General features: G+C 67.9%; 10 protein-coding genes. 9 read left to right on the forward strand and 1 reads right to left on the reverse strand.

Annotation, left to right across the window (positions count from 1 at the left end; genetic code table 11):
• The first annotated feature begins 738 nt into the window (after nt 1-738).
• From VFZ66_27790 to VFZ66_27830, 9 genes are all read left to right on the forward strand, one after another.
• Complete coding sequence (locus VFZ66_27790; GenBank protein HEX6293017.1) at nt 739-2,043, forward strand: NlpC/P60 family protein; 1,305 nt, start codon at nt 739-741, stop codon at nt 2,041-2,043.
• Complete coding sequence (locus tag VFZ66_27795) at nt 2,043-2,639, forward strand: hypothetical protein (GenBank protein ID HEX6293018.1); 597 nt, start codon at nt 2,043-2,045, stop codon at nt 2,637-2,639. The genes VFZ66_27790 and VFZ66_27795 overlap by 1 nt, the downstream gene beginning before the upstream one ends.
• Nucleotides 2,636-5,647: a hypothetical protein gene (locus VFZ66_27800; GenBank protein ID HEX6293019.1), complete on the forward strand. Its 3,012-nt coding sequence runs from the start codon at nt 2,636-2,638 to the stop codon at nt 5,645-5,647. Before VFZ66_27795 ends, VFZ66_27800 begins: the two co-directional genes overlap by 4 nt.
• Complete coding sequence (locus VFZ66_27805) at nt 5,648-7,723, forward strand: hypothetical protein (protein ID HEX6293020.1); 2,076 nt, start codon at nt 5,648-5,650, stop codon at nt 7,721-7,723. It abuts the gene before it with no gap.
• Nucleotides 7,724-7,726: 3 nt separating this feature from the next.
• Nucleotides 7,727-9,271 carry a hypothetical protein gene (locus VFZ66_27810; protein HEX6293021.1) on the forward strand — a complete coding sequence of 515 codons (1,545 nt, stop codon included), beginning with the start codon at nt 7,727-7,729 and terminating at the stop codon, nt 9,269-9,271.
• A 120-nt stretch (nt 9,272-9,391) separates the two neighbouring features.
• Nucleotides 9,392-9,811 carry a hypothetical protein gene (locus tag VFZ66_27815; protein HEX6293022.1) on the forward strand — a complete coding sequence of 140 codons (420 nt, stop codon included), beginning with the start codon at nt 9,392-9,394 and terminating at the stop codon, nt 9,809-9,811.
• Between the two features lie 55 nt (nt 9,812-9,866).
• Nucleotides 9,867-10,280 carry a hypothetical protein gene (locus tag VFZ66_27820; protein HEX6293023.1) on the forward strand — a complete coding sequence of 138 codons (414 nt, stop codon included), beginning with the start codon at nt 9,867-9,869 and terminating at the stop codon, nt 10,278-10,280.
• Nucleotides 10,273-12,636, forward strand: coding sequence for a type IV secretory system conjugative DNA transfer family protein (locus tag VFZ66_27825; protein ID HEX6293024.1), 2,364 nt, complete (start codon nt 10,273-10,275; stop codon nt 12,634-12,636). The genes VFZ66_27820 and VFZ66_27825 overlap by 8 nt, the downstream gene beginning before the upstream one ends.
• Before the next feature lie 86 nt (nt 12,637-12,722).
• Nucleotides 12,723-12,917 (forward strand): hypothetical protein, encoded by a 195-nt coding sequence (locus VFZ66_27830; GenBank protein HEX6293025.1) that lies wholly within the window; start codon nt 12,723-12,725, stop codon nt 12,915-12,917.
• 527 nt (nt 12,918-13,444) lie between these two features.
• Here the strand turns inward: VFZ66_27830 and VFZ66_27835 are convergent.
• Complete coding sequence (locus VFZ66_27835) at nt 13,445-22,819, reverse strand: RHS repeat-associated core domain-containing protein (protein HEX6293026.1); 9,375 nt, start codon at nt 22,817-22,819, stop codon at nt 13,445-13,447.
• Nucleotides 22,820-22,992: the final 173 nt, after the last annotated feature.

The raw sequence follows: 22,992 nt of genomic DNA on the forward strand, positions 1-22,992 counted from the left end.
GCACTGGGCGATCTGCCTCTCCTAAATACGTCGATGGAGCCATTATCTAGCCCAGTGCCTATCCGCTGTTTCCGACCCCAATATACCATAGGCGATCACCTGTCCGCCTATGATACTCCGATACTCACTGGAAAAGGGGTGGCTTGTTTGTCACATACGCTTCCCGATACGAAACCGCAAGCGGCCTCGCGCATGGACGAACCCTTTTCCGTTCAGTATACATCTTGCCTGCTGATTACCACGCTGGCAATGGATTTGTGAGATGTCACACGCATTGCGGCAATCGCTGCTCAAAACCAGCCCTATCCCCTACGAACTGAGCGACTTACACCAGATGGGTTAAGCTCGTCCCTACGCATTCCTGCATCCGGTGAGGCAGCCCAACAGGCACGATCCGAGCGGTTCTCGCTATGAGTGAACTGGATCTGATGTTGGAACAGCGCGATACCCGTAGCTCATGTGACAGGAGGCGCAGGTCGTGCGACATCCCACACCTTCACGCGCTCCAGATGCGCCCCGTGGGTGCTCTATCCCCCAACAGTCCCGCTCCTGGGATAGGCCATCACCGGCTCATCTTGGCAGATAAGCGCCCGTCTCACCCGGCTCGGCTGGGGTATGCTGCCCGTGTCATGCTGGTTGTGGGCGCGGAGATCCCCCTGGTGAGACCGCACGGCTCATCCAGATCCGCCGCCCGCAGCGGTGCCGGCACCATCTCGCGCACGGGACGAGGAGTCATCCATGCTGCCATCATCCTTGCGGCCGCCGCGCCGAACGACGATCTGGACCGCCGTGGGGATCAGTGTCCTCCTGCTGCCCCTGCTGGGGTGCATTGGGACGGCCAACGTGACCCCGACGGCCGGTGGCCTGCCGCGCTGGGCCTGCCCCACGCCAACCGCCCTGCCACCGATTCAGGTGGAGGACGGCAGCGACCTGAATCCGGAGGGCACGCCGGTCCCCCACTATCGCGATACCCTGCCCTACGAGCGCGAGCCGTACAACGAGATCGGACGCGAGCCGATTCTGCGGCCCACGCCCCAGACCAAAACCGGCACGAGCTTCTATCTGGGCCAGATCATCAACCTGCAGCCGGCGTTGGATGTGCAGCTCACCGTCGAAACCCGCGGTGAGCCGATCATCCGCGATGCCGGGGTGGTGCAGCTGTTCATCGTCCGGGCGACCTGGCACAATCGGGGCGATCCATTCCCGTTCGACCCGGCCCGGCAGCTGGTGATCAGCAGCATCCGGCGTCCGGATGGCCGGCTGCTCGCCGGGCCGTGGCGCTGGGATCTCGCCGCGGCCGAGGCGGCCTGGCTCACGCCCACCGATGCCGCGCTGCATACGGAGATCCCCACGGGCGAGAGCACGCTGCAGGTGCCGATCCTGGCGCCGACGGGAAGCGTGGCGGTCCTCGATCTGCAGCTCGATCCGCCCGATGCCACCGAGGCGAGCGCCGGCAGTCTCCGCGTGCAGTTCACCGCCGCCGAGGAGCCGGACTGTGAGCATGCCGGAACGGTCGCCGCCGTGTATGACGAGGAGGGCCGGGAGGCGGTGCCGCCACCCGTGCCGGGCGGGAGCGCGACGCTGATCGCCTTTGCCCGGCAGCAGCTGGGCCGGCAATACTGCTGGGGCGGCAAAGGCTGGTCGCCCTGCAGCGGCTACACGCCGCAGGATGGACAGGTCACGCCGCCCTGCGCGTCGTATCCCTGCTGGGATTGTAGTGGCCTCACCTGGGGCGCGTACAACGCCGCCGGGATCGTCATCGGCCACGGCACCAGCAATCAGAAGAACTACCCGGCGGTCCCCATCGATCAGATTCAACCCGGCGATCTGCTGCTCTTTGGCGGGATTAATCAGGTCGGGCGCGGCGCGCGGATTACCCATGTGGGCCTGTACGCCGGTGACCTCGACGGCGACGGCACGGGCGATATGATCCACGCGGCCAGCTACCCGACCGGCGTGGTGATCGCCAAGAACATCCTGGGCAATCGCTACTATCTGCAGCGGCTGGCGATCATTACCCGCCCGCCGCGGGGAGGTGCCTGATGCCGCTGTGGACCCTCCTGCTCCTCGTTCTGACGACGCTCGTTCCGCAGCAGGCAACCGAGGGTGGCCTGCGCGTGTGGGTGCGCGACCTTGACGATCGCGGCGTCGCGGACGTGCGGCTCCAGATCGTGGACGCCGCCGAGCAGCGCCACGACGCGCGGACGGACGCGCAGGGGGTGGCCCTGATCACCCCCCTGCCCGGCGGCTTCGCGCGCATCCTGGGGGCCACCGCGCCCGACGGTCAGCCGCTGCTGATGGACGAGAACGACCCGGCGGGCGGCCTGCGCATCCCGCTGCAGCCTGGGGTGATCCAGGATCTGGATCTCCGCCTGAGCGATGGGCTGCTCTTTGTCGAGCCGGTTGCCGAGCCGGAAACGCCGCCGAGTCCGCTCCCGGCGATCACGACACCCAGCGCGACCACGGCTGCAACTGATCCGCGCGACGCCGATCCCTCCGGTCCCGCGCCTGCCGACCGGGCCGCGCGCAGCAGCTACGCCTGGGTTCGCTCCCTCGTCCTCCTCGTCGTGATCCTCATCGCCGTGGTGGCGCTCCTCTGGCAGGCGGTCGGGATTCTGCGCGCCCGGAGGGCAGCATGATGGGGCAGATCCGGGCCAGCCTTCACCGGGCCAGCCGCTCGCTCCGCGCTACGCCCCGCCACTGGGTGCTGCGCCTGGCGGGCCTCGTCCTCGTGTGGTGGCTGCTCTTCCCGCCGCGGGCCTGGGCCGGCTGTGGCGCGACCGATCCCGGCGCGTGCATGGATAACGCGCTCTACCAGGGCGAGCTGATGTTGATGGCCTTGCTGTGGGACATCAATCAGACGCTGCTGCTGGTCGCGCGCAATGTCGAGGCGCTGCGCGAGTGGCTCATCGCCGAGGTCCTCGGCACGGCCTTCGACGCGATCATCGCCGGGATTCAGTTTCCGTTCTGGATCGCCGCGGCGATCGCCTGGCTGGTGTTTGTCGTCGGCTACTTCCTGCAGGCGCTGGTCGACGGGCTGCAGTGGGTCAGTTTGAAGCGGCTGATCCAGTATGGCGGCCTGGCGCTGTTCCTGTTTCAGGTCGGCAGCCAGGCGGTCAGCGCCACGGAGCAGATCCGGGTCTCGGCCGGACGCGGCTTTGCCCAGATTGCCGGGACGAGCATCAACCAGGTGACCGAGGATCTCGATTTCTACGCGGCCGATGACAGCTCGATGGATGCGCCGCACACGATCTACGGCGGCGATGTGTGTCCCGGCCTCTCGACCCAGCGGTCGACGCCCGGGCTGTATCTCAACGATCTGGCGGCGAATTACCTGTGGGCCGACGCGAAGGACATTCACTGCCCGGATCAGGCGGAGGGCCGGGCCGATGTCCCCGTGGAGTTCGGCAACCGCTATGCGCCGCCGCCGATGCAGATCGACGACGAGGAGCCGGAAGTACGCCAGCGCAAGATGAAGCTGGCCTGGGACGGGGTCTCGCGCCTGGGCTGGGGGCTGCCGCTGGCGACCGCCGGCCTGATCGAGCAGATCATGCACCTGCTGTTTGCGCTGGCGCTGGCCTCGACCTGGATCGGCTTGCTGATCGGGCTGCTGTTTGCCCTGTTTGTGGCGACCGAGGGGATGTTCAAGGCGCATCTCCAGGGGATCATCACGACCTGGAAGACCGCGTGGCTGGGCTCGTTCTGGATGGCGCTGGTGCTGGGCGTGCTGTATCTGGCGGCGCTGAGCGGCAGCGGGGTGATCGTCGGGGGCCTGGGCGTGCTGGCCTGCGGGGTGGCGGGATGGCAGACGAAAACCGCGGCGCAGAGCTTTCTGACCGCGGCGCAGGGCGTGAGTGGGGTGATGAGCCATGCGCCGTCGGCGATCGGCGGCGCGCTCAAAGGGATGCTCGGACCGGCCGGGATGCTGGCCGGGGCGGCACTCGGCGCGGGTGGGGCGCTGCTCGGTGCGAAGGACGCGGTCAGCACCTATCGGGAAGGCCGGGAACTGGGCCTGGAACGCTGGCAGGCGGCGGATCACGCGCAGACGGCCTGGGGGCAGCGCACCGCCAATCCGCTCACACGCTGGCGCAATCAGCAGCGGCTGACGCGGCAGATGGTCCGCGAGAAACTCGGCGACGAGCGGCTGCTGGGCCAGGTCGAGGAATTGCGCGCGCGGGGCCTCGGCGGGGACGATCTCGGCGACCGGTTGGCGCACGCGGCGGCTGACGACTCGTGGGCCGAGACCCGCGCCTACGCCCAGCCGACGGGTGATCCGCCCGGGGGCACCGGCTCAGGACCAGCGACGCCGGTGATCCGCACCCGCCCCGCGCGGGCAGCTGATCCCGCTCCCGGGGCGGTCGATCCCTACACGGGGGAAGCGGTCAGCGCCTGTCCCGGCTGTGGGCAGCTGCTCACGGCCCAGGCGCTGCGGGCGCATGTCTGTCCGCAGCGCGCAGCGTCCGCATCGATTCACGCGGCGGACACGCAGCGGCTCACACCGAAGGTCGCGGGGGCACCCCTTCCCCCGTTACGCGCCGCGCCACAGCGGCGGGCCAGGGGCGGCCGGCTGCAGCGTCGCCGGACCAAACTGGCGCTTGGTCCGGCAGGAACCCAGATGGTGGTCGACACGGATGGCGCACCCGTCGCTCCCGATCTGCGGCTGGCGCTGGACGGCGATCGGGATCAGCCAGGCGTGACCCCGGTGTCGCCGCCGCTCGACGGTCGCGCCGAATCGCCAGGATCAGGGGTGACCAGCACCGCAGCATCCACGCAGCCGATCCCCGCCGACGCGCGGTCGAGCCAGTGGCATCTCGCGCCAGGTGACCAGCGGACGGTGCCCGGTCATGCCACCGGGTCCGGCACGGCGTCCAGCACTGCGTCTGGGCTGGGGACGGCGACGACCACGGATCACCTGCGCCTGGTGGCCCTGCCCGACCAGCCGGCGCGTCCTACTGGACGGATCGCGTCCGAGTCGCCCGGGCTGCAGCTGACGCCACCGGCGCGTTCTGCCGGAACCGCAGCGGGATCGGTCCCGGCGGATGCGCTGGCGCCGCGCAGTCGGAGTATGAGCGGGCAGCGGACGATCGTCCATCCCTCCGGTACCGGTCGTCCGTCGATCACCATCAATAGCCTCCCGGTTGGCGGTCTCGCGGTGCCGGTCAGACCCGCTGCGCCGCCAACTCCGGGCCTGGTGCCCGCGTCAGCCCCGGCAGCGCCCCACCCATCGGGTGATGGACCGCCGCCCGTGGAGCCGGCACCCGTCGCGGTTCTGCCGGTACCGGGAGCGGACCCGGGTGTTGCTGTGGCCGCGCCAAGCGTTCCGCTGACTCCTGAACCCGCGCCAGCGCAGACCCCGGTACCCGTCGCGCCAGTGGTGAGCGCTGCCGCGGCGCCGAGTCGATCACCCAGCGTGTCGCCGCACACCGTCGCCCATCCCCCAGCGGGCGATCCCCGCGTGATTCCCGGCGTGCCAGTGGGCAGCCCGTCGTCAGCCATGCCCTCCGGTGGAGCAGGGCTGACCGGCTCCCCGATCCCGCCCGTCGATCGCGCCATGCGGCCCTGGCAACGCGCGCATCAGCGGCGGCTGACCACCCTCGGACCCCGGCCCACGCCGCGCGGGTCGCAGACGAAAGGACAAGGACGCTAAATGCTCGTGCGTATTCCGCTGCGCTGGCTGATCGCCGGCCTGCTCCTGGCGCTCTTGGGCGGGGTGGTGGCAGCGCCGTGGCTGCGGCCCGCCGTCGTCGATCCCCGCCTGGTCGCGGCGCAGGCCGCGCCCTGGACGCCGACGCCCACGCCGACGGATCTGCCGACGGCGACCGCGACCGTCACGCCCACCGCGACGCCGACCGATGTCCCTACGCCCACGCCGACGGCAACGGATCTCCCCACGCCGACGACCGCGCCGACGGTGACGCCGACGCCGACCCCCACCGCGCTGCCGCCGGGGTATGGGCCGGACGCCTGCGAGCCGAACAATACGCTCGTGCAGCCCTGCGCGATCCCGACCGAGGTCGAGGTGCCGAACCTGAGCTTCGTGGATGGCACGCCGGATGTGTACAGCGTGCTGCTGAAGGCCCAGCGCCGCTACACCATCCGCGCCAGCAGCGCGACGGGCATCGATCCGGTGCTGAAGCTCTATCTGGCGGCGGACACGAGCCGGATCGTCGCCGAGAACGACGACCTGGCGCCCGGCTCGGGCGATGCCCAGGTCGAGATCGTGATCACCACCGATGCCTGGTATCTCGTCGCGGTGCAGAATCAGGCACCGGGCGAGATGCGCGGGCGGATCTATAGCGTGAGCGTTCGCTCCAGCGCGCTGGCGGGAACCCCCGCGCCGGGCACGCCCACGGCAACGCCGGTGCCGACGCCGTCAAGTGGTGATCTCTTAGAAAACAACTACGATGGGGACCACGCGGCCCGCATCGGCTGGGCCGTGCCGTATGACCTGAGCCTCGTCTGCCCGGACCCGCAGCCAGCCGCCTGTCCGGCGGGCGATCATGACTTCCTGCGCGTGCCGGTCAAAGCCGGCGTGCCGTTCGTCGCGCTGACCTATGACCTCGGACCGGGCGCGGACACCTATCTGTCGCTCTACCGGCCCGACGCGGCCCAAACCATCGTCGGCGCGGGCCGGCTGCCGGGCTGGCGGCTGCTGGCCGTCAACGACGATGTCGCGCCCGGCTGGACGCTGCGCAGCCTGGTGGCGCTGACGCCGGACTGGGATGGCGAGGCGCTGCTGGTCGTCGCGTCCTCGGCGCGGGCGAATCCGCCGGTTGTGCCGGACGCAGATGGTCCCGCCGGGCGCTACCGGCTGATCGTGGGCAGTCCGGATCACGCGGCGCTCCGCGAGGTGCTCGCGGCCCAGCGCGATCTCCCGCCCACGCCGACCCCCGCGCCGACCAGCGATCCGACGCCGGTGCCAACGCCACGCCCGGACCCAACCGCGCTGCCGCTGCCGACGCATGTGCCCACCCCGGTCCCAACGCGCGCGCCGACGAGCGCACCGCTGCCACCTGCCGTGGGGACTGCCCCGGCGCAGGATCACCGCGAGGTGGTCCGCGAGCCGTCGAGTACCGGCCTGGCCGTGGTGGTCAAGGATGGCACCCGCCTGTATGGGGCGGCCCCGCCGGCGGATGGGGATGAACTCGCGAGCTATGCCGAAGGCGCGCGGGTGCGGCTGCTCGGCATGAGCTACCGCGGCTGGGTCAAGGTCCAGCCCGACGATAGCGTGACCCCCGGCTGGATGTGGGGACCCGATCTCCGCCCCGTGGAGACCGCGCCCGCGCCGGATGCCCCGACAAGCCCCACGCCCGACGGCACGACCACGCCCCGACCCGGTGGACCTGCCGCGCCGACGCCGACGATTCCAGCGACGGGTGAGCGTCCCGCCGTGGTCGAGGATCTCGCACCCCGGCCGCTGCCGACCGCCGTGCCGCAGCGCCCGGTGGGGCGGACGCTGACCATCGAGGTGTGTGGCGCGGCGACCAAGCCAGGCACCTGCGGGACACCCCTGCGCGGCGTGCGCGTGGAGATCGTCCAGGTGGCGACGGGACGGGTGCTGACGCAGGGCCTGACCGATAGCTCCGGCACGGTGCGCCTGTCGCTCAGCGTCCCCGCGGGCAGCAAGCTGCTGCTCCGCATCCCGGTGCTGGGCGTCGAGGCGGCAATCGGCGAGACCGATACGCAGATCCCGGTGCGCGTGCCGGGCACGAGTGGAGGTTAAGCGATGGCGTTTGCACGATCCCCGCGCGCCAAAACCACCCAGCTCTCGCGGCAGCAGCTGATCGCCGAGAGCGAGGCGACCTGGCGCAAATGGCGCGCCTTTCTGCGCGAAAAACAGGCCGAGCACCAGCGCCGCCAGGCCGAGCGGGCGGGCCTGGATGATCTGACGCAGACAGACGGCGCGGCGACGCAGGTGGTCCGCGCGCGGCTGAGTGCCGCCGAGCGGCAGGAGCTGAGCGCGATCCTGGAGTATCGCCGCCGCGTAGCCCAGGCGCAGGCCGAAGCGCAGGCCCGCCAGCTGGGGCAGCCCATCCCGGAGAGCGAGGTCGTCTTCGGTCAGCTCCTCGACCAGATCCAGGCGGAGCTGGAGGGCCGGGTGGCGAAGAGCGGGATGGCGCTGCTGCCGGAGAGCGCGCAGCATCCAGAGCGGATGAACGAGTTCAACCACCGCGCGGTCGCCAGCCGGACCAGCGACGACGACTACCTGCTGCTCGGCACGGCGGCGGCGCGCATCGAGCGCCGGCGCCTCGGTGTGATCGGCGGGACCGTCCTGATCCTTGCGATCCTCCTCGTCCTGATCCTGCGGCCGTTCGCGGCGGACGGGACGGCCGCCCCGGCAGCGGCAGCCGTAGCGCAGGTGGGCCAGCAATCCACCCAGCTCTGGCAGGTCCGCACCGTGACCGTGGGCGATGTAGAGCGCCCGATCAGCGGTGCCGCGCTGGGCTATCCGCTCCTGATCTGCCTGTCCGAGGAGCAGCAGGCGGTCGCGACCGCGGGCACCGAGGTCCACGTCGCGGGACCGGACAGCCGGCGGACCTACCGGCTCCATGCCGATCTCGCGGGCACGCCGCGCGATCTGGTGGTCGCGGACTGCGACGTATCTCCCCCCAGGCTGCTGCGGGCGGCGGCGCTGGTCGCGACGGAGACCAGCCAGCCGCTCGATCCGTCGCTGATCACTCGGGTCGCCGTCTGGGGGCCGGATACGGACCCGGCGACGATCCCGGCCGAGCGCATGCGGGTGGATCTCCAGGTGCGCGACGCGGAGATCGGACGAACCACCTTGATTCTGACCGATGGCACGGAATGGTCGCCGACGGCCACCACGCCGATCAGCGAGGGGGTTGAGCTGAGCTATCTCGTCCCACTTGCGAGTGGTCCCCAGGATGCCGGGTGGGAGGTCGCGCTGGATGGCGGCCTGCCGGGGCGTCTGGCCCTCAGCCTGCCCGCGCCCGTCAGCCGCGCGCAGCTGCTCCGCGAGCGCCTGACGGTGCGTCCGGGCGGCGCCCGAGTCGTAAGCCGGGATGGCCGGCAGCAGGTGGAGGTCACGCTGACGCTCGCCCTCGCCGACGGCGCGCCGGATCTGACGCTGCTGCCGGGCGATCTGGTGGTGAGCCGGGAAGGCGGCGCGGCGATCGCCACGGTCGAGTGGGCGCCGCCGACCGTGACGGCGGGTCAGCCAGCCACCGTGACGATCGGGATTCCGCTGGATCGCGCGCGGGGATCGGTCGAGATCGTGCTGGCCGGGTACCGCGCCCGCATTGGCTGGTAAGCGGAGGTGAATGTGCTGATCATTCGGGTCCGCCGTCCCGCGCGCAGCCCGCCGGGGCACCCACGGTGGGTGATGTTCGTGTCGTCGTCGTCGTTTCATCGCATATGGGAGAACCATTGTATGTCTGCTCTGCTTCGTCGTCATCCGGGACCGGTACTCCGCCTGGCCGGGTTCGTCCTGCTGTTCGGTCTCCTGCTCATGCCGCGCCTGGCGTTTGCTCAGGATGGTGGTCCGGGCAATCCCTTCGCCGATGCCGGGGCGCAGGACGCCGCCCTCGGCTTTGTCCGCTCGCTGGTGTTCTGGGTCTGGATCGCCTGCGGCATCGGCGCGCTGGTCTGGGCCGCCGCCTACTGGTTCCAGAGCGTCATCCCCGACGTGTATAACCAGATGCGCGGCATGCTCCGCAACGGCGTGCTGATCATGGCCGGCCTCAACCTGGTGGTCAGCTTCATCATCTCGCAGGCCGAGGCCGCGCGCGATTCGGGCAGCAGCAATCCGGAGCGTCCGGCGCTGGCGGTCGTCGTCCGGCGGTCGATCTAATGGCTGGGGCGCGTCGGAACAGATGCGCCCCAGCTTCTGGGAGAGGACTCCACCCATGCCCTACACCCATCAGGAAGAACTGAATGCCCGCGGCCAGAGCCGGCAGCTCGGCATCTTCACCACCGCCAACGCCGCGGGCGCGGGCGTGCTCGGCCTGGTTGTCTGGCAGCTGACCCGCATGCTCGGCGTCACGGGCGATTTCTGGGACGCGCGCTTCTGGGTCCAGGCCGCGCTGGTGCTGGCCGGCGCTGCCCTGGGCGTCGCCGTGACCTTCCGCTGGAGCGGGCTGTCGCTGCTGGACCGGCTGCTGCTCTGGATCGGCTTTCAGCAGCGCCGCCTGGCCCGCCACACCCGGCTCCGCCCCCAGGCGGCGGTGGTCGGCGACGCCGACGGCGGCATGCCGGCGGTGTACCGGGACGGCGAGGTGCTGCTGCGCCCGTATCGTCCGGAGGAGGACGCCGATGCCTGAGCCGGTGGTGTTCGCGGTCCAGTCCTTCGACCAGGGCATGCGCGAGGACGAATGGTCGCTCGACGAGCAGTGGACCCCGTTTTTCGCCGGCCAGGAAGGCCCCCTGCGGATCATCTCGATGACGCGGCGCTTCGACCTGCGCGCGCCCCAGGAGCGGATCGACGCACGGCTGCAGCCGCTGGACCTCCGCGCCAAACGCCTGGCGCCGATCGCGCAGCTGGTCGGGCGCTGGGAGGGGCCGACGACGCCGACGAGCCTGGAGCAGGCGGTCGCCGCGCTGCCCGGCCCTGTGCGGCAGGATCTGGAGGAGGCGCTCGGCGGGCGCTCCCCGCAGGAGCGCGCGACCTGGGAACAGGCGCTGGACCGGCTGGGCCAGCCGCTGAGCTGGCGGCGCTGGCTCAAAGACTACCACCAGCTGTATGACCTGCTGATGCACCAGGTCGCGCTGCGGGGCCTCCACCACTATCTGCTGGCCTGGCTGCCGGAGGGCATGCGCCCCGACGACCAGGCCGATCTGGTCGCCCACGCCTTCGATACGGCGGTACAGGTCGCCGATCTGCCCCCGCTGCTGCCGGGCGAGTATACCGAGCAGGCGCAGTGGTTGGAGCCGGTCGAGCTGCACCACCCGTTTGTGGCGCTGCTGTGCAGCTATGACCTGGCCGGCACCTGGGATGTGCGGACCCTGCACCGCCTGCTCGGCCTCGACCTGGACCTCGCCATCTGCGTCGACAGCGCCCCGGTCTCCCGCCTGAAAAGCGAATGGCAGGCGGAACATACCGCCGCCGTGACCGAGAACACGCTCATGCGCGAGGGCACGCGCGATCATAAGGTGCTGAAGCGCTACCGCGCCGCGAAGGAGATCCAGGAGCTGCTCGACACCCAGCAGCTGCATGATGTGCGGATCGTCGTCGCCGTGCAGGGCCGGGATCTCGACGAACTGCAGCACCACGTCCGCCAGGTGATCGCCGCGGGCGGCTCGCGCCTGAAGCTGCTCCGCCCGCCGTATGGGCAGGGGCCGCTGCTCCAGTTCTTCGGTCCCACGCCGACCAACCGGATCGAGTCGGTGGCCCGGCCGCGGCGCATCCCCAGCCAGGGCGTGGCGGTGACGGTGCCGTTCGGGCTGCGCAAGCCGGATCGGACCGACGGCATCCTGTGGCTGCTCCAGGGCGATACCCCGATCCTGTTCGATCCGTTCCCGCCGGGTCGAGCGGGGCATACGGTGATCCTGGGCAAGCCAGGGTATGGCAAGACCTTTAGCTTGAATACCTGGTCCACCCGGCTGGCGGCGCTCGGCTGCCAGGTCGTGGTCTACGAGCCGCAGGGCCACTCCCGGCGCCTGGTGGAAGCGGCCGGGCGCTGTGGGGCGCGCTACGTGCTGGATCTGCGGCAGCAGGTCAACGTGCTGGATGTGGTGGCGACCCGCGACGCGCAGGGCCGGCCGCCGTCGCTCGGCGAGCAGATCGCGCACGTGACGGCGCAACTCAGCGTGCTGCTCGGCACCAGCCGCCCCGGTGGCGATGGCAAGGTCGTCTTTCTGGCCCGGGAGTGGACGAGCCTGGAGCGGGGCATCCTGGATCTCGCGCTGCAGCAGCTCTACGCGGACGTGGACCTGGAAACGGTGACGGTGGCGGAGACGCCGATCCTGGGCGACCTGTGCGACGCGCTCGCGACGGTGGCGGAGCAGCTGCGAGCGGAAGGGGAAGGGGAAGGGGCGACGATTGCGCAGCGGGTGGTGACCGAGATCAATCTACGGCTGGTGCGCGGCTCGCTGGGCGCGACCTTCAACGCGCACACGACGGTGGACTGGAACGTTACCCACGATGTGACCGCGTATGACTTCAGCGCGATCCCCGACGGCGAGTTGCGGACGTTCTTCTACGGGCAGGCATTCGCGGCGCTGAACCGGGTAATCCGCTCGCCGCTGCGCGACCGGTCCCGCCCCCTGGTCGCGGCGATCGACGAGTTCCAGTACATGCGCCGGGTGCCCTGGCTGGCGACGTTCGCGGCGGAAGCCACGAAGACCTGGCGGACGTTCAATGGGCATTTCTGGACCATCGATCAGGATGCGCATACGTATCTGGGTGCCGAAGGCGGGGTGGCGGACGAGGCGATGCTGTCGATCTTCCAGAACGCGACGATCAAGATCATCTTCCGGCAGGATGCCGAGCCGGCCAAGCGGCTGGGGCATGTGGTCGATGGGCTGCGCGTGGCGCATATGCAGCAGATCAAGCAGCTCGGCCAGGGGGAATGTGTGCTGGTCTGGGAGGCGGATGATGACGCCCATCGCCAGAACGAGGTGTTTGTGGGCCGGGTCGAGCCGACGGATGCCGAGCTGCGGGTGTTTACCGGCACGTAGTGTGGAAGATCTGCTTTCTGGCAGAGGGCTATCAGCGCGTTTACCATTAGTAAGCGGGCATCGTCGAGATAGAGGATCTCTCAACGTTGAGCTTCATCGGCTATTTCAGCCTGCTTTGGTGTTCAACGGATCGATTGGTCGGGGAATCGCTGCGCGTTCCAACGATTCTCGGCGTTCAATTAGAGGAAACACAAAAGATCGTCAAACAGCGCCTCTGCATCAACATGTCGCAGCTTCTCGGCTCCGCCATTGGTCCGCCGGCGCCCCCGCGCACGCTATGATAGGGATCGGCACGAACCGCGCTGTGCCACCGTCCGCAATCGCAGGCGCTGCTGTGGTGGGCGTGTTCGGCGCCCAGTCGTTGGGCGTCGCGTTGACCAAATGCCAGCAACCATCGGTGTTATGCGAGACATTTTGGACGTGCATGGTTGGCGACAGTGGCAGCCCCAGTCACTGGGGCTGATCCGACGACCGCAGCCAGCGGGTGCGTTTCTCGATCATCGTCAGCATCTAATCGACGTGGGCGCGATCATGCTCGTGCGCCAAGGAGCCGATCCCCGGGATCGGCTCCACCCACGTAAATGTTCTACCGCCATCTGACGATTGAACAAACGGCGTGCGTGACGCGCCGGGCAGTCTGACGATCAACGCTGACCCGCCGGAGAGCGCCAGGTCTGCCCGACGGACACCGCTTCTGGAGCCGTGATTGTGCCACGAACCCGCTCGCCGACGGCGTCAGTTCACTGAGCATAACTATTCCCGGCGACCAGCGTAGGAGCAGAATCTCCACTTGACCTCCTCCGCTGCATTATAGCCCGAAACAATTCGCCAGTCTGTCAGCGGCTTTGCGGACGTACCGGTCTCCTAATATTGCGCCGACACCGCCCCCAGCAACGCTGCCGACAGCCGCGCCGGCAAGTCCACCATGGGGTCCAGCGATCGCTGTGCCAATGGTACCAAGACCCACCGCGCCGGCTTTGGCTCCTGCTAAGCCCCCGGCAAGCGCCCCACTAAACCCCCCTGCTTCCTGCAACGCGACCCGTCCACGCTGGCCTTCCGGTGCATTGATCACGTTACCGATGGCAATCCCAGCATCTGCACCCAGCAATACAGCGCCTCCTTTTTTGAAGCCCTCAGCCAAGAGATCAGCCCCAGCATTCGCGCGCGTCGCGCTTTCCAACATGTCCTTGACTGTCTTGCCCCGCACGTCGCGCTGGTACTCATACGATGGCATATCGGCTGGGCCGCGCTCTACTTGATTGTACAAATCGATGATAGGTTCGCCCTTGTTCCGAATGTCTTGCCGGAGTTGGTTGCGCTTATCGACCACCTCACGCGCGAATTCTTCATTGATTGGACGCCCGTTCTCCACTTGGCGACGGATGTCATTTGCCAGTTCCGCCTTGCCCTTATGATACTGATCGCGCAGTCGTCCCTCATTGATGAGGCTGTGACCAGCCCGCTTCCGTGCCGAGCCATCGTTAGCGCGGCCACCGCCGCCTCTGCCACAATCGCACCAATGTCCAGTCGGATCGGTGAAGGTAACTGGGTTATTCTCGGTGTAGGTGTAGCGGTTGAGCGACTGCGGACGGTCCACAAAACCCGCGAACGTATCCCGCTGGAGGAAGCGCCCTAGCTCAGGGGCGTAGTGTCGTGCGCGCAGATACACCAGGCTGTCCGCCGTCCCCGTCCGCTCGCCCGTGAAGCCAAGCGTCGTGGTGGCGGAGCCGATCTGGTGCCGGATGCTGCCGAAGGCATCGTAGCTGCTGGTTCGCACGCTCGCGCCCGTGCTATCTGTGAGCCGCCGCACGCTGCCCAGGCCATCCAGCAGCGGAAACGCGACGGGCTGCGCGCTGCCACTCGCGCGCTGTTGCTGCGCCGCTACGCCGTCCGGTCCGTAGGCGTAGCGGAGTTCGGTTCCATCAGCGCGGACTTCGCCCAGGACGGTTGGTAACGGCGCTGCTTCATCCACGAGCAGGTCCATGGCAACGCCGTCGACCGTCTCGCGAATAAGGTTGCCCCAGCCGTCGTAGTCGTAGCTGGTCGTCGTGCCACCGCGCACGGTTTGGATCAGCCGGTTGGCCGCGTCGAAGGTGTAGGCGGTCGTGCCGTCGCTGAGCAGGTTGCCGTTCGTGTCGTAGCTGAATCCGGGATTGGTGATCCGGCCACTTGCGTCGTAGCTGTAGGTCGGGACACCGTTGATCGTCGTCCGATTACCCACTGCATCGTAGCCATACGCCACACTGCTCGCGCCAGGACCGCCAGCGATCGCCGGATAGCTGGCTTCGACCAGCCGGTTGAGCGCGTCGTAGCCATAGTTGGTCACGCCGTCGCCGTTCGTCTGCTGCGTCCGGTTGCCGTTGGCGTCCAGCACATAGGTCATCTGCTCGATCGTCGTCGTCCCGCGCGCATGCCGGAGGCTGGTGAGGCGGCTGGCGCTATCGTAGCCATAGCTGGTCGTCGTGCCATTGGCGCGCGTCTGCGTCTTCAGCAGTCCCGTCGCGCGGTAGGTGTAGGTCGTCGCGCTGGCGGTCCAGGGTGTCAGACTGGTCAGCCGCCCAGCGACATCGTAGCCGTAGCGCACCTCGCCCTGCCCCCAATAATTGATTGCCGTGATCTGATTGTTGGGGTTGTAGGCATAGCCGACCGTGCGACCGCCGCGCGCCCGGCTGATCAACCGGTTCGCCACATCGTAGGTGTACTCCGTGGTGCCGAGGCCGTCGGTCATACGCGTGACATTGCTGGCGGCATCATAGGCATAGCTGGGATCGGCGGTGCCGGTTGGATAATCGACGCCGGTCAGCCGCCGGTCCAGATCGTAGCTGTAGCGGGTGATGCGGTCCAGGAAGTCGGTGAAGCTGGCGAGGGTCGAGTCGCCGTGGTAGCTCCACTGCTGGGTCCGGCCATCTTCGGTCTCCGCGATAATTCGGTCCAGCGCATCGTAGCTGGTGGTGATGCTCTGGCCGAGAGGATCGGTCTGGCCTGTGGCGCGCCCCAGGTTGTCGTAGCTGACGGTCCAGGTGCTGCCCAGCGCATCCGTGGTCTGATCGCGCAGACCCAGCGGATTGTAGCGATACGCGGTGGTGTTGCCGCGCGGATCGATCACCTGCTGGAGATTCCAGGTATCGCTGCTGCCTGGGCGGGTGTAACGGTATTGGGTCAGCAGGTTCTGTCCATCGGGATCGACGCGCTGGGTGAGCAGGCGGCCCACGGCGTCGTAGGTGTACGCGACGGCGAGCGCCTCACTCGGCACATTCGCCGCCTGGACCACGCTGGTCATCTGATCCTTCAGGTCGTAGCCGAAGCTCGTGACGGTGCCAAGCGGATCGGTGCTACTGATCGGGCGATCGAACGCATCGTAGCTGTAGCGGGTTACCGTACCGCGCGGATCGGTCACGCTGGTGACGCGGCTGTTCACGTCGTAGGTGTAGGTCGTCTTGAGGTTCAGCGCAGGCAGCGTGCCGATCGCCGCCGCGCCCGTGGTCAGCGTCGCCAGACGACCCGCCGTGTCGTAGGTCATGACCGTGGCGCTGCCCCGTGGATCGGTCACGCGGGCGGGTAGCCCGTCGGTGGTATAGCTCGTGGTGGCGCGCAATCCGCCGGGCGTGGTCACACTCCCGATCCAACCCTGCGCGGTATAGCTGATCGTCGTGGTCCGGTTCAGCGGGTCGGTGATGGTGCTGGGTTCACCGAAGGAGGTATAGGTCGTTCGGGTCACGCCACCAAGAGAATCGGTCAGCGCGCTGACGGCATAGCCTTGGGCGTCGATCGGCGTGTAGGCGTAGCGGGTGGTGACGTTGAGCCGCCCGCTGCCTGCATCCTCAACCATCTGGGTCAGATTGTCGGCGGTGTCATAGGTGTAGGTGGTGCGGACGGCGCGACCCTCGGAGTCAAGCGTCCTGCTCGTCCGGCGGTTCTGGGCATCGTAGGCGTAAGTCGTGCGGACGCCCTGCGCGTCCGTGCTACTGACGAGATTGCCGCTGGCATCGTAGCTGTAGCTGAGCGTCTGGCCCGTCGGCAGCACCTCGCTCGTCAGCCGACCGACCGCATCATAGGTGAAGCTCGTCGTGTTGCCGAGCGGATCGGTCAGGCTCGCGAGGTCACCCTGCGGCCTGTAGGCCAGCGTCTCGGTGCGGGTGACCACGCCCGTCCCCTCGCTGGTGCGGATCAGGCGGCCCTGGGCATCGTAGTCGAAGAGGGTGGTCGCCAGGTTGGTCGTCTGCTGGCGGACCGGCTGGCTCTGCAGGTTGAGGACGATGCGCGTTTGCTCCCCGGCGGGCGTGGTCGTCGTCAGGGTGCGGGCCGCGGCGTCGTAGGCGGTCGTCGTCTTCCGGCCATTGACGGTCATGGTATCGGTCTGAGTCAGCAGACTCAAGGGATTGCGGGGATCGCCGAGGGTCACGCTGCGACTGGCGGTGATGGTGAGGAACGGCGTGCCGTCGGTCGTTTTGGTGGTCAGCGATGCGATATAGGGCGCTTGCATGCCCCAGCGCGGATCGGGACTCAGCACCCGGGTGGTGATCGTGCCGTCGGGAGCGGTAATGATCTCCGTTCCGTCCAACTTGATGAGCGTGGTGGTGACGGCGCCGTTCGGCGCGATGGTCGTCCGCCGTCGGTCGCCGTTGGGCACCTGCTCGACGGTGTAGCGGGTGGCGTCGTCCAGGGCGTTCTTCACCGTGACGGTGTAGCTCTGCGCGGTTCCTGTACGGGTAAGCGTCGTCACGCCGCCGACCGGATTCGCGTCGCGGATCAGCCGTCCCTGGGCATCGTAGCTAAAGCGATGCAGGCCGCCGCGCGGATCGGTCAGACTGGTCAGCAAGCCGTCGTCGGTATACGTGAACTCCGTCGCTTCATTGGCAGGATTGGTGAGACGCGTGAGCCGCCCGCTCGCGTCGAGCGTCAGCGTGGTGCGGTGCCCATAGGGGCCGACGATCGCCTGGGGCGCTCCCGTTGCAATGCGCTCGATGCGTGTCTGCAAACCAGCCCGATCGGTGATCGTGATGAGCCGCCCCGCTGCATCATAGCCGAACGTGGAGAGGATGTCGCCGGTCAGCGCATCGCGGGTGCGCAGGTGACGGCCCGTCGCCGAGAACTGGTAGAGTTCGCGACCATCAGCCGACGGCACCGCCAGATCGCCGCCGCTGAACCCAGGTAGCACGGACTGCACGCGCCGAACGCGATCACCGTCACCGAGATACAGGGTGTGGTCCGCATCCAGGACCAGTCCCTGCGGATAGAGATAGGTCTTGGTCGCCAGGCGGCCATCAGCGCGGTCGCCCCACTCGCCACCGCCCGCCACGGTGCCGATCATGCCTGTCGGACCGATCCGGCGGACGCGGCGATTGCCCTGATCGCTGACATAGACGCTGCCATCCCTGGCAACGACCACGTCGGTGGGCGAGTTGAGCCGCGCAGTTGTCGCCGCACCGCCATCGCCTGAGAAGCCTGCGGCGGCCGTGCCCGCCATGGTCGTGATGATGCCGTTGGGTCCAACTTTGCGGATGCGGTGGTTGTAGGTATCGGCGATGTACAGGCTGCCGTCGGGAGCCAGTACGACCCCCTCCGGATAGGCGAGCCGGGCGTTCGTCGCCAGACCGCCATCGCCTGAGAAGCCCCACACGCCGGTGCCAGCGACGGTGGTGATGATCCCGTCCGGGCTGACCTTGCGAATGCGGTAGTTGTCCTGGTCAGCGATGTAGAGGCTGCCGTCGGGACCCAGCGTGATGTCAGTTACCCGGCTGAACTGGGCGTTGGTGGCGGGACCGCCATCGCCTGAGAAGCCTGCGGCGCCCGTGCCCGCGACGGTTGTAATAATGCCGTCCGGGCTGACCTTGCGGATACGGTTGTTACCCATATCGGCGATGAAGACACTGCCATCGGGACTGACGGCAATGCCCTCCGGGGCGGAGAGCTGTGCATTGGTTGCCAGACCACCATCGCCGCTGAAGCCGGGGCTTCCTATGCCCGCGACGGTCGTGATGATCCCGTCGCGTCCAACCCGCTGGATCAGGTTCTCGCCCCTCGTGGCGATGTAGAGGCTACCGTCTGGGCCGAGCGCAATGTCATCCGGGTCGCTCACGCGAGCAAGCGTGGCGGCAATGCCGTCGCCGACGCTTTCATACCCGCCCCAGCCGGTGCCTGCTACGGTCGAGACGATGCCGTCAGGAGCGATCTTGCGGATACTATACTGGTCGTCATCAGCGAAGTACAGGCTGCCATCCGTCGCCAGTGCCATGCTAACCGGGTTCATGCTCGTCACTAGTGCCGGATACCCATCTCCCCAGATCGAGCGGAGTCCTCTGGGGCCTGCCACGGTCATGATCGTGCCGTCGCGGCTGACGCGCCGGATGTGATCCTCCTCGACGATATACAGGCGTCCATCGGCATCCACCAGTACATCAGTCGGCCAGGATAGGTTGGCACTGGTGGCAGGACCGCCGTCACCACTGGAACCATACACGCCGGTGCCGGCGACCGTCGAGATGATTCCGTCGGGGCTGACCTTGCGAATGCGGTTGTTACCCGTATCAGCAATCAAGAGGCTGCCGTCCGCCGCCAGCGCGAGACCGGCTGGACTGGAGAGCTTGGCGCTGGTGGCAGGACCGCCATCGCCTGAGAAGCCTGCCGTGCCCGTGCCGACGACGGTGGTGATGATCCCGTCTGGGCTGACCTTGCGGACGCGCCCATGACCGGTATCGGCGATATACAGCGTGCCATCCGCTGCCAATATCACGTCGTCGGGACGCCGGAGTTGCGCGCTGGTGGCAGGACCGCCATCACCAAGCATGCTGCCACCACCCGCCACGGTCGAGATGATACCGTTCGGCGCAATCTTGCGGATACGATGGTTGTCCGAATCGGCAATATACAGGGTGCCATCCGCTGCCAACGCGAGGGCGACGGGATAGTCTAACTCGGCGGCGGTAGCAGGACCGCCGTCGCCGCTGAAGCCGGACTCGCCGGTACCCGCAATTGTGCTGATGATCCCATCAGGCCCAACGCGCCGAATCCGGTGGTTGAAGGTATCAGCGATATACAGGCTACCATCCGAACCCAACACGACATCCTGTGGTCTATCCAGCGGTGCTGTGACGGCACGCAGGCCATCGCCGGGTACGCCATACCCACCACCTGCGGTTGTTACCACAATGCTGCCGACATCCTGCGCACTATGCCGACCGCCGCTGCCGGGATAGAGCGTTTGCCCGGCCGGGTCGTAGGTATGCTGCAGGTCGATCGTCCAGCCGCCCAGCGATTGCCCCTGGGCGTCGAAGGCTCCGATCGGCGCCTCATACTCCTGCCAGTTCACGACCTTACTCAGAGACCGATCCCCTGTGATTGTTGTGCCGCTGCCGAAGCGACCAAAGGATTGCGCGAACGTGGCTGGCTCTTGATAGACCGCGTCATACACGAACCCGATGCGGATCGTGGCGTCCTGGCTGCCCTGGAGTCGCCGCCCATAGGCATCGCGACCATCCCAGGTGAAGGTCTGCCGCTGATCGGCCGCGGCCGCCACCGTCTGCGTGAACTGTCGCCCGGCGACCGACACCTCCAGCCGGATCTCGCGCAGACTGCCAGGCACGTTCGCGCCGCTCAGGGGGATCTCTAGCTCGTTCGGCGCAGTCCGCCCAGGAACCCGATCGCTTTGATAGCGCAGATGCAGGGGCGTGCCACTGACGGCGATCTCCTCGCCGAGCGTCTGATTCTGGCACTCGATAATCGAGCCACTCCGCTCGCACGGGTTGTCCTCTAGGGTCTCATGCTCCGGCGGACCTCCGTTGGGGCTGATCGCGTCATTCGGCGGGCCATAGGGCCAGTTATGATCCCAGGGCGTGAAGTGGGGGATCAGTACCCGCCACAGCTCCTGGCCTGCTGCGTAGCGGCTGGCAAGTTGCTGGCGCTCCTCGGTGGTGACGCCAAGACTGGTCGCGTCGTCGACCACGCCATCGCCCGTGATGTCGAGGTCCGCCAGGCCATCGGTGATGCTCACCAGCTTGATAATCCGCCCGTTGTCGGAGGCGATCCAGGCGGCTTTGGTACGATCGTAATAACCCGTGGGCACGATCCCGCCGACCGGGAAGCCGACGAAGTTTTCGACATAGTTGATGAGCGGCTGGCTGAATGTCACCGTCGCGCCGCTCGCCAGGGCCTCGTCCACGCTGAACTCGGCGGCGTAGGTATAGCCACTGCTCGGCGGCAAGACACCCGGCATGGCGCTGATGCCGCGCTCGCCCACGGTATACTCGGTGATGCGCAGGTGCAGCGTGGACAGCGGCGCGGTCGAGCCGTCGGCGAGCTGCAGCGTTGCCGTCACATCTGACGGAAAGAGCAAGGTGGCCTGGCGGGTGCCGTCTGCGTCGGTGACCTCGCTACCCGCGGCCAGCAGTGCCTCACTCGATCCGTCCAGCTCGACGGCGGTCACGACCGGATCGAGCGCCAGGAGCGTCACCTCCGGTAGCCACGCGTAGTCCCGCCAGGGCGGGGTGAGCTGCCGCTGGAGCGGGAGATAGCCGTCCCGGCTATAGGTCAGCGTAAGGAGTCCGCCGCCATTGACCGCCAGATCGAACATCCCATCCGCGCGGGTATGGGTCGTGCCAAACTCGGGATGGTCAAGCACCGCGATGGCGACGCCAGGCAGAGGATCGCCCGCGGCATCGGTGACGCGACCGCGCAGCACGGCCACGCGCTGTGGGTCGATCGTGCCGGGCGCAACGCCGACCTGGATCGGGTTGGACCCAGTGTAGAGGAACGCGGTATCGCTGGCGAGATCGCTGCTGACCGTGCGGTCAGACGGCGGCGCGATGGTGGCCGGATCAGGCGGCAAGCCGGGTCCGGGCGGGGTTGCTGTTGGCGTCGGCGTCGGCGGTGTCGTCTCCGTAGCCGTGGGGGTCGCGGTCGCGGTGGGCGTTGGTGTAGTGGTCGGTGTCGGGGTATTGGTCGGCACCGGCGTGCGCGTCGGCGCGGGCGTAGGCGTCGCCGAAGGCACGCAATCCGGCAGTGGCGTGGCGGTCGCACTGGGCGTCGGGACCGGCGTCGGCGGGAGGACCTTGCCCAACGTGCGGATCGTGATCGAGCCGCCGCCGAGCGTCGTGGTCGGCGTCGCGGCGTCGCTCGCGCCGGGCTGGGTGTCATAGACCACGATGTTCCGCGCCGGGTCCCAGATTTTCATGCGAACCGAGTCGGCGGCACCGCCGACGACAGAGTTGCCATCCACGACAGTCAGCAGGAAGCTATAGGTGGCGCCGCCGATCGTGCCCGTGCCGCGGTACTGGGCCTGGCCGCCGACGACCACCAGCCAGTCGTAGCGCGTGCTGCGGAACTGGAGATTGCCAGCCTGGAACTGAAATTCTGTTTGGCCCGTGGGCGTGGTCGAGAGCGCCTGGTACTTGGCGTTGAAGCCGAGGTTGGCGCGTCCCGTCAGGACTGGATCGGCGGGATAGGCACCGGAGGGCGAGGCGAACCAGCCGCCGCCGGTCACAAAGCCGCCGTGGGGATCATAGGCGACGACATACTGGAAGGGCGCCTGGGTCAGGCCACAGTCGTCGTCGAACAGATCCACATTCAGCGTGTACACGCCCGGCGTGGTGTAGCGATGCGTCGCCGTAACCGTACCTGCGCCGTCTGCCTCGGTTGTCGTGCCGCCGCTGATGGTGCCGTCACCCCACTGCCAGCGCGATGTGTGGGTATCGAGCACGCCGACATCAGTAAAGGTAGCGGTCGCCGTGACCACGCTGCCGACGGCGATCGGATCGAGCGGGGCGCTGACCGCGCCAATGGTTGGCGCGGCGTTGGCGATGCGTACCTCAACCACGTCCGTGCTACAGGCATCGTGCGGATCGCAGACCTGGAGATAGACCGGGACGGTGCGCGGCCCATCCAGATTCGCTGCTGAGAAGGTCGCGGTCTGCCCCACCGTCTCATCCGTGCCGTCGTCATCGAGATCCCAGGTGATGGTGAGCGGATCGCCATCGGGATCGGTTGAGGCGGCGGCATCCAGCAGCACGCTGCCGCCTTCCGCCACCGTGTAGGGGCCACCACCGTTCGCAACGGGTGGTCGATTTTCGGGAGTGGCAAGGGTGGTGGCCGTGGTGGGGGCGGGCCAGGCAATACTTTGGAGGAGCAGGGCGCAACAGACGAACAGGTGGATCAGCGTGGACCGCAGGGGCAGACGACGGTGGTACATTCCAACACTCCCTTATGACACATGGCAGGGGACAACGACAGCGTGGCGCGATAGAACCCATCCACACGCGCTGGCGAATGGGACCTTCTGGTGGACTCGGTTGACGGAACGGACTTAAGCAGACCACAGATGCAGGCAGCCCGACCTTCGGGCATGCGGCGTCATCCGGTACC

This window comes from Herpetosiphonaceae bacterium (genome assembly GCA_036374795.1).
In the GTDB taxonomy this organism is placed as follows: Bacteria; Chloroflexota; Chloroflexia; order Chloroflexales; family Kallotenuaceae; genus LB3-1.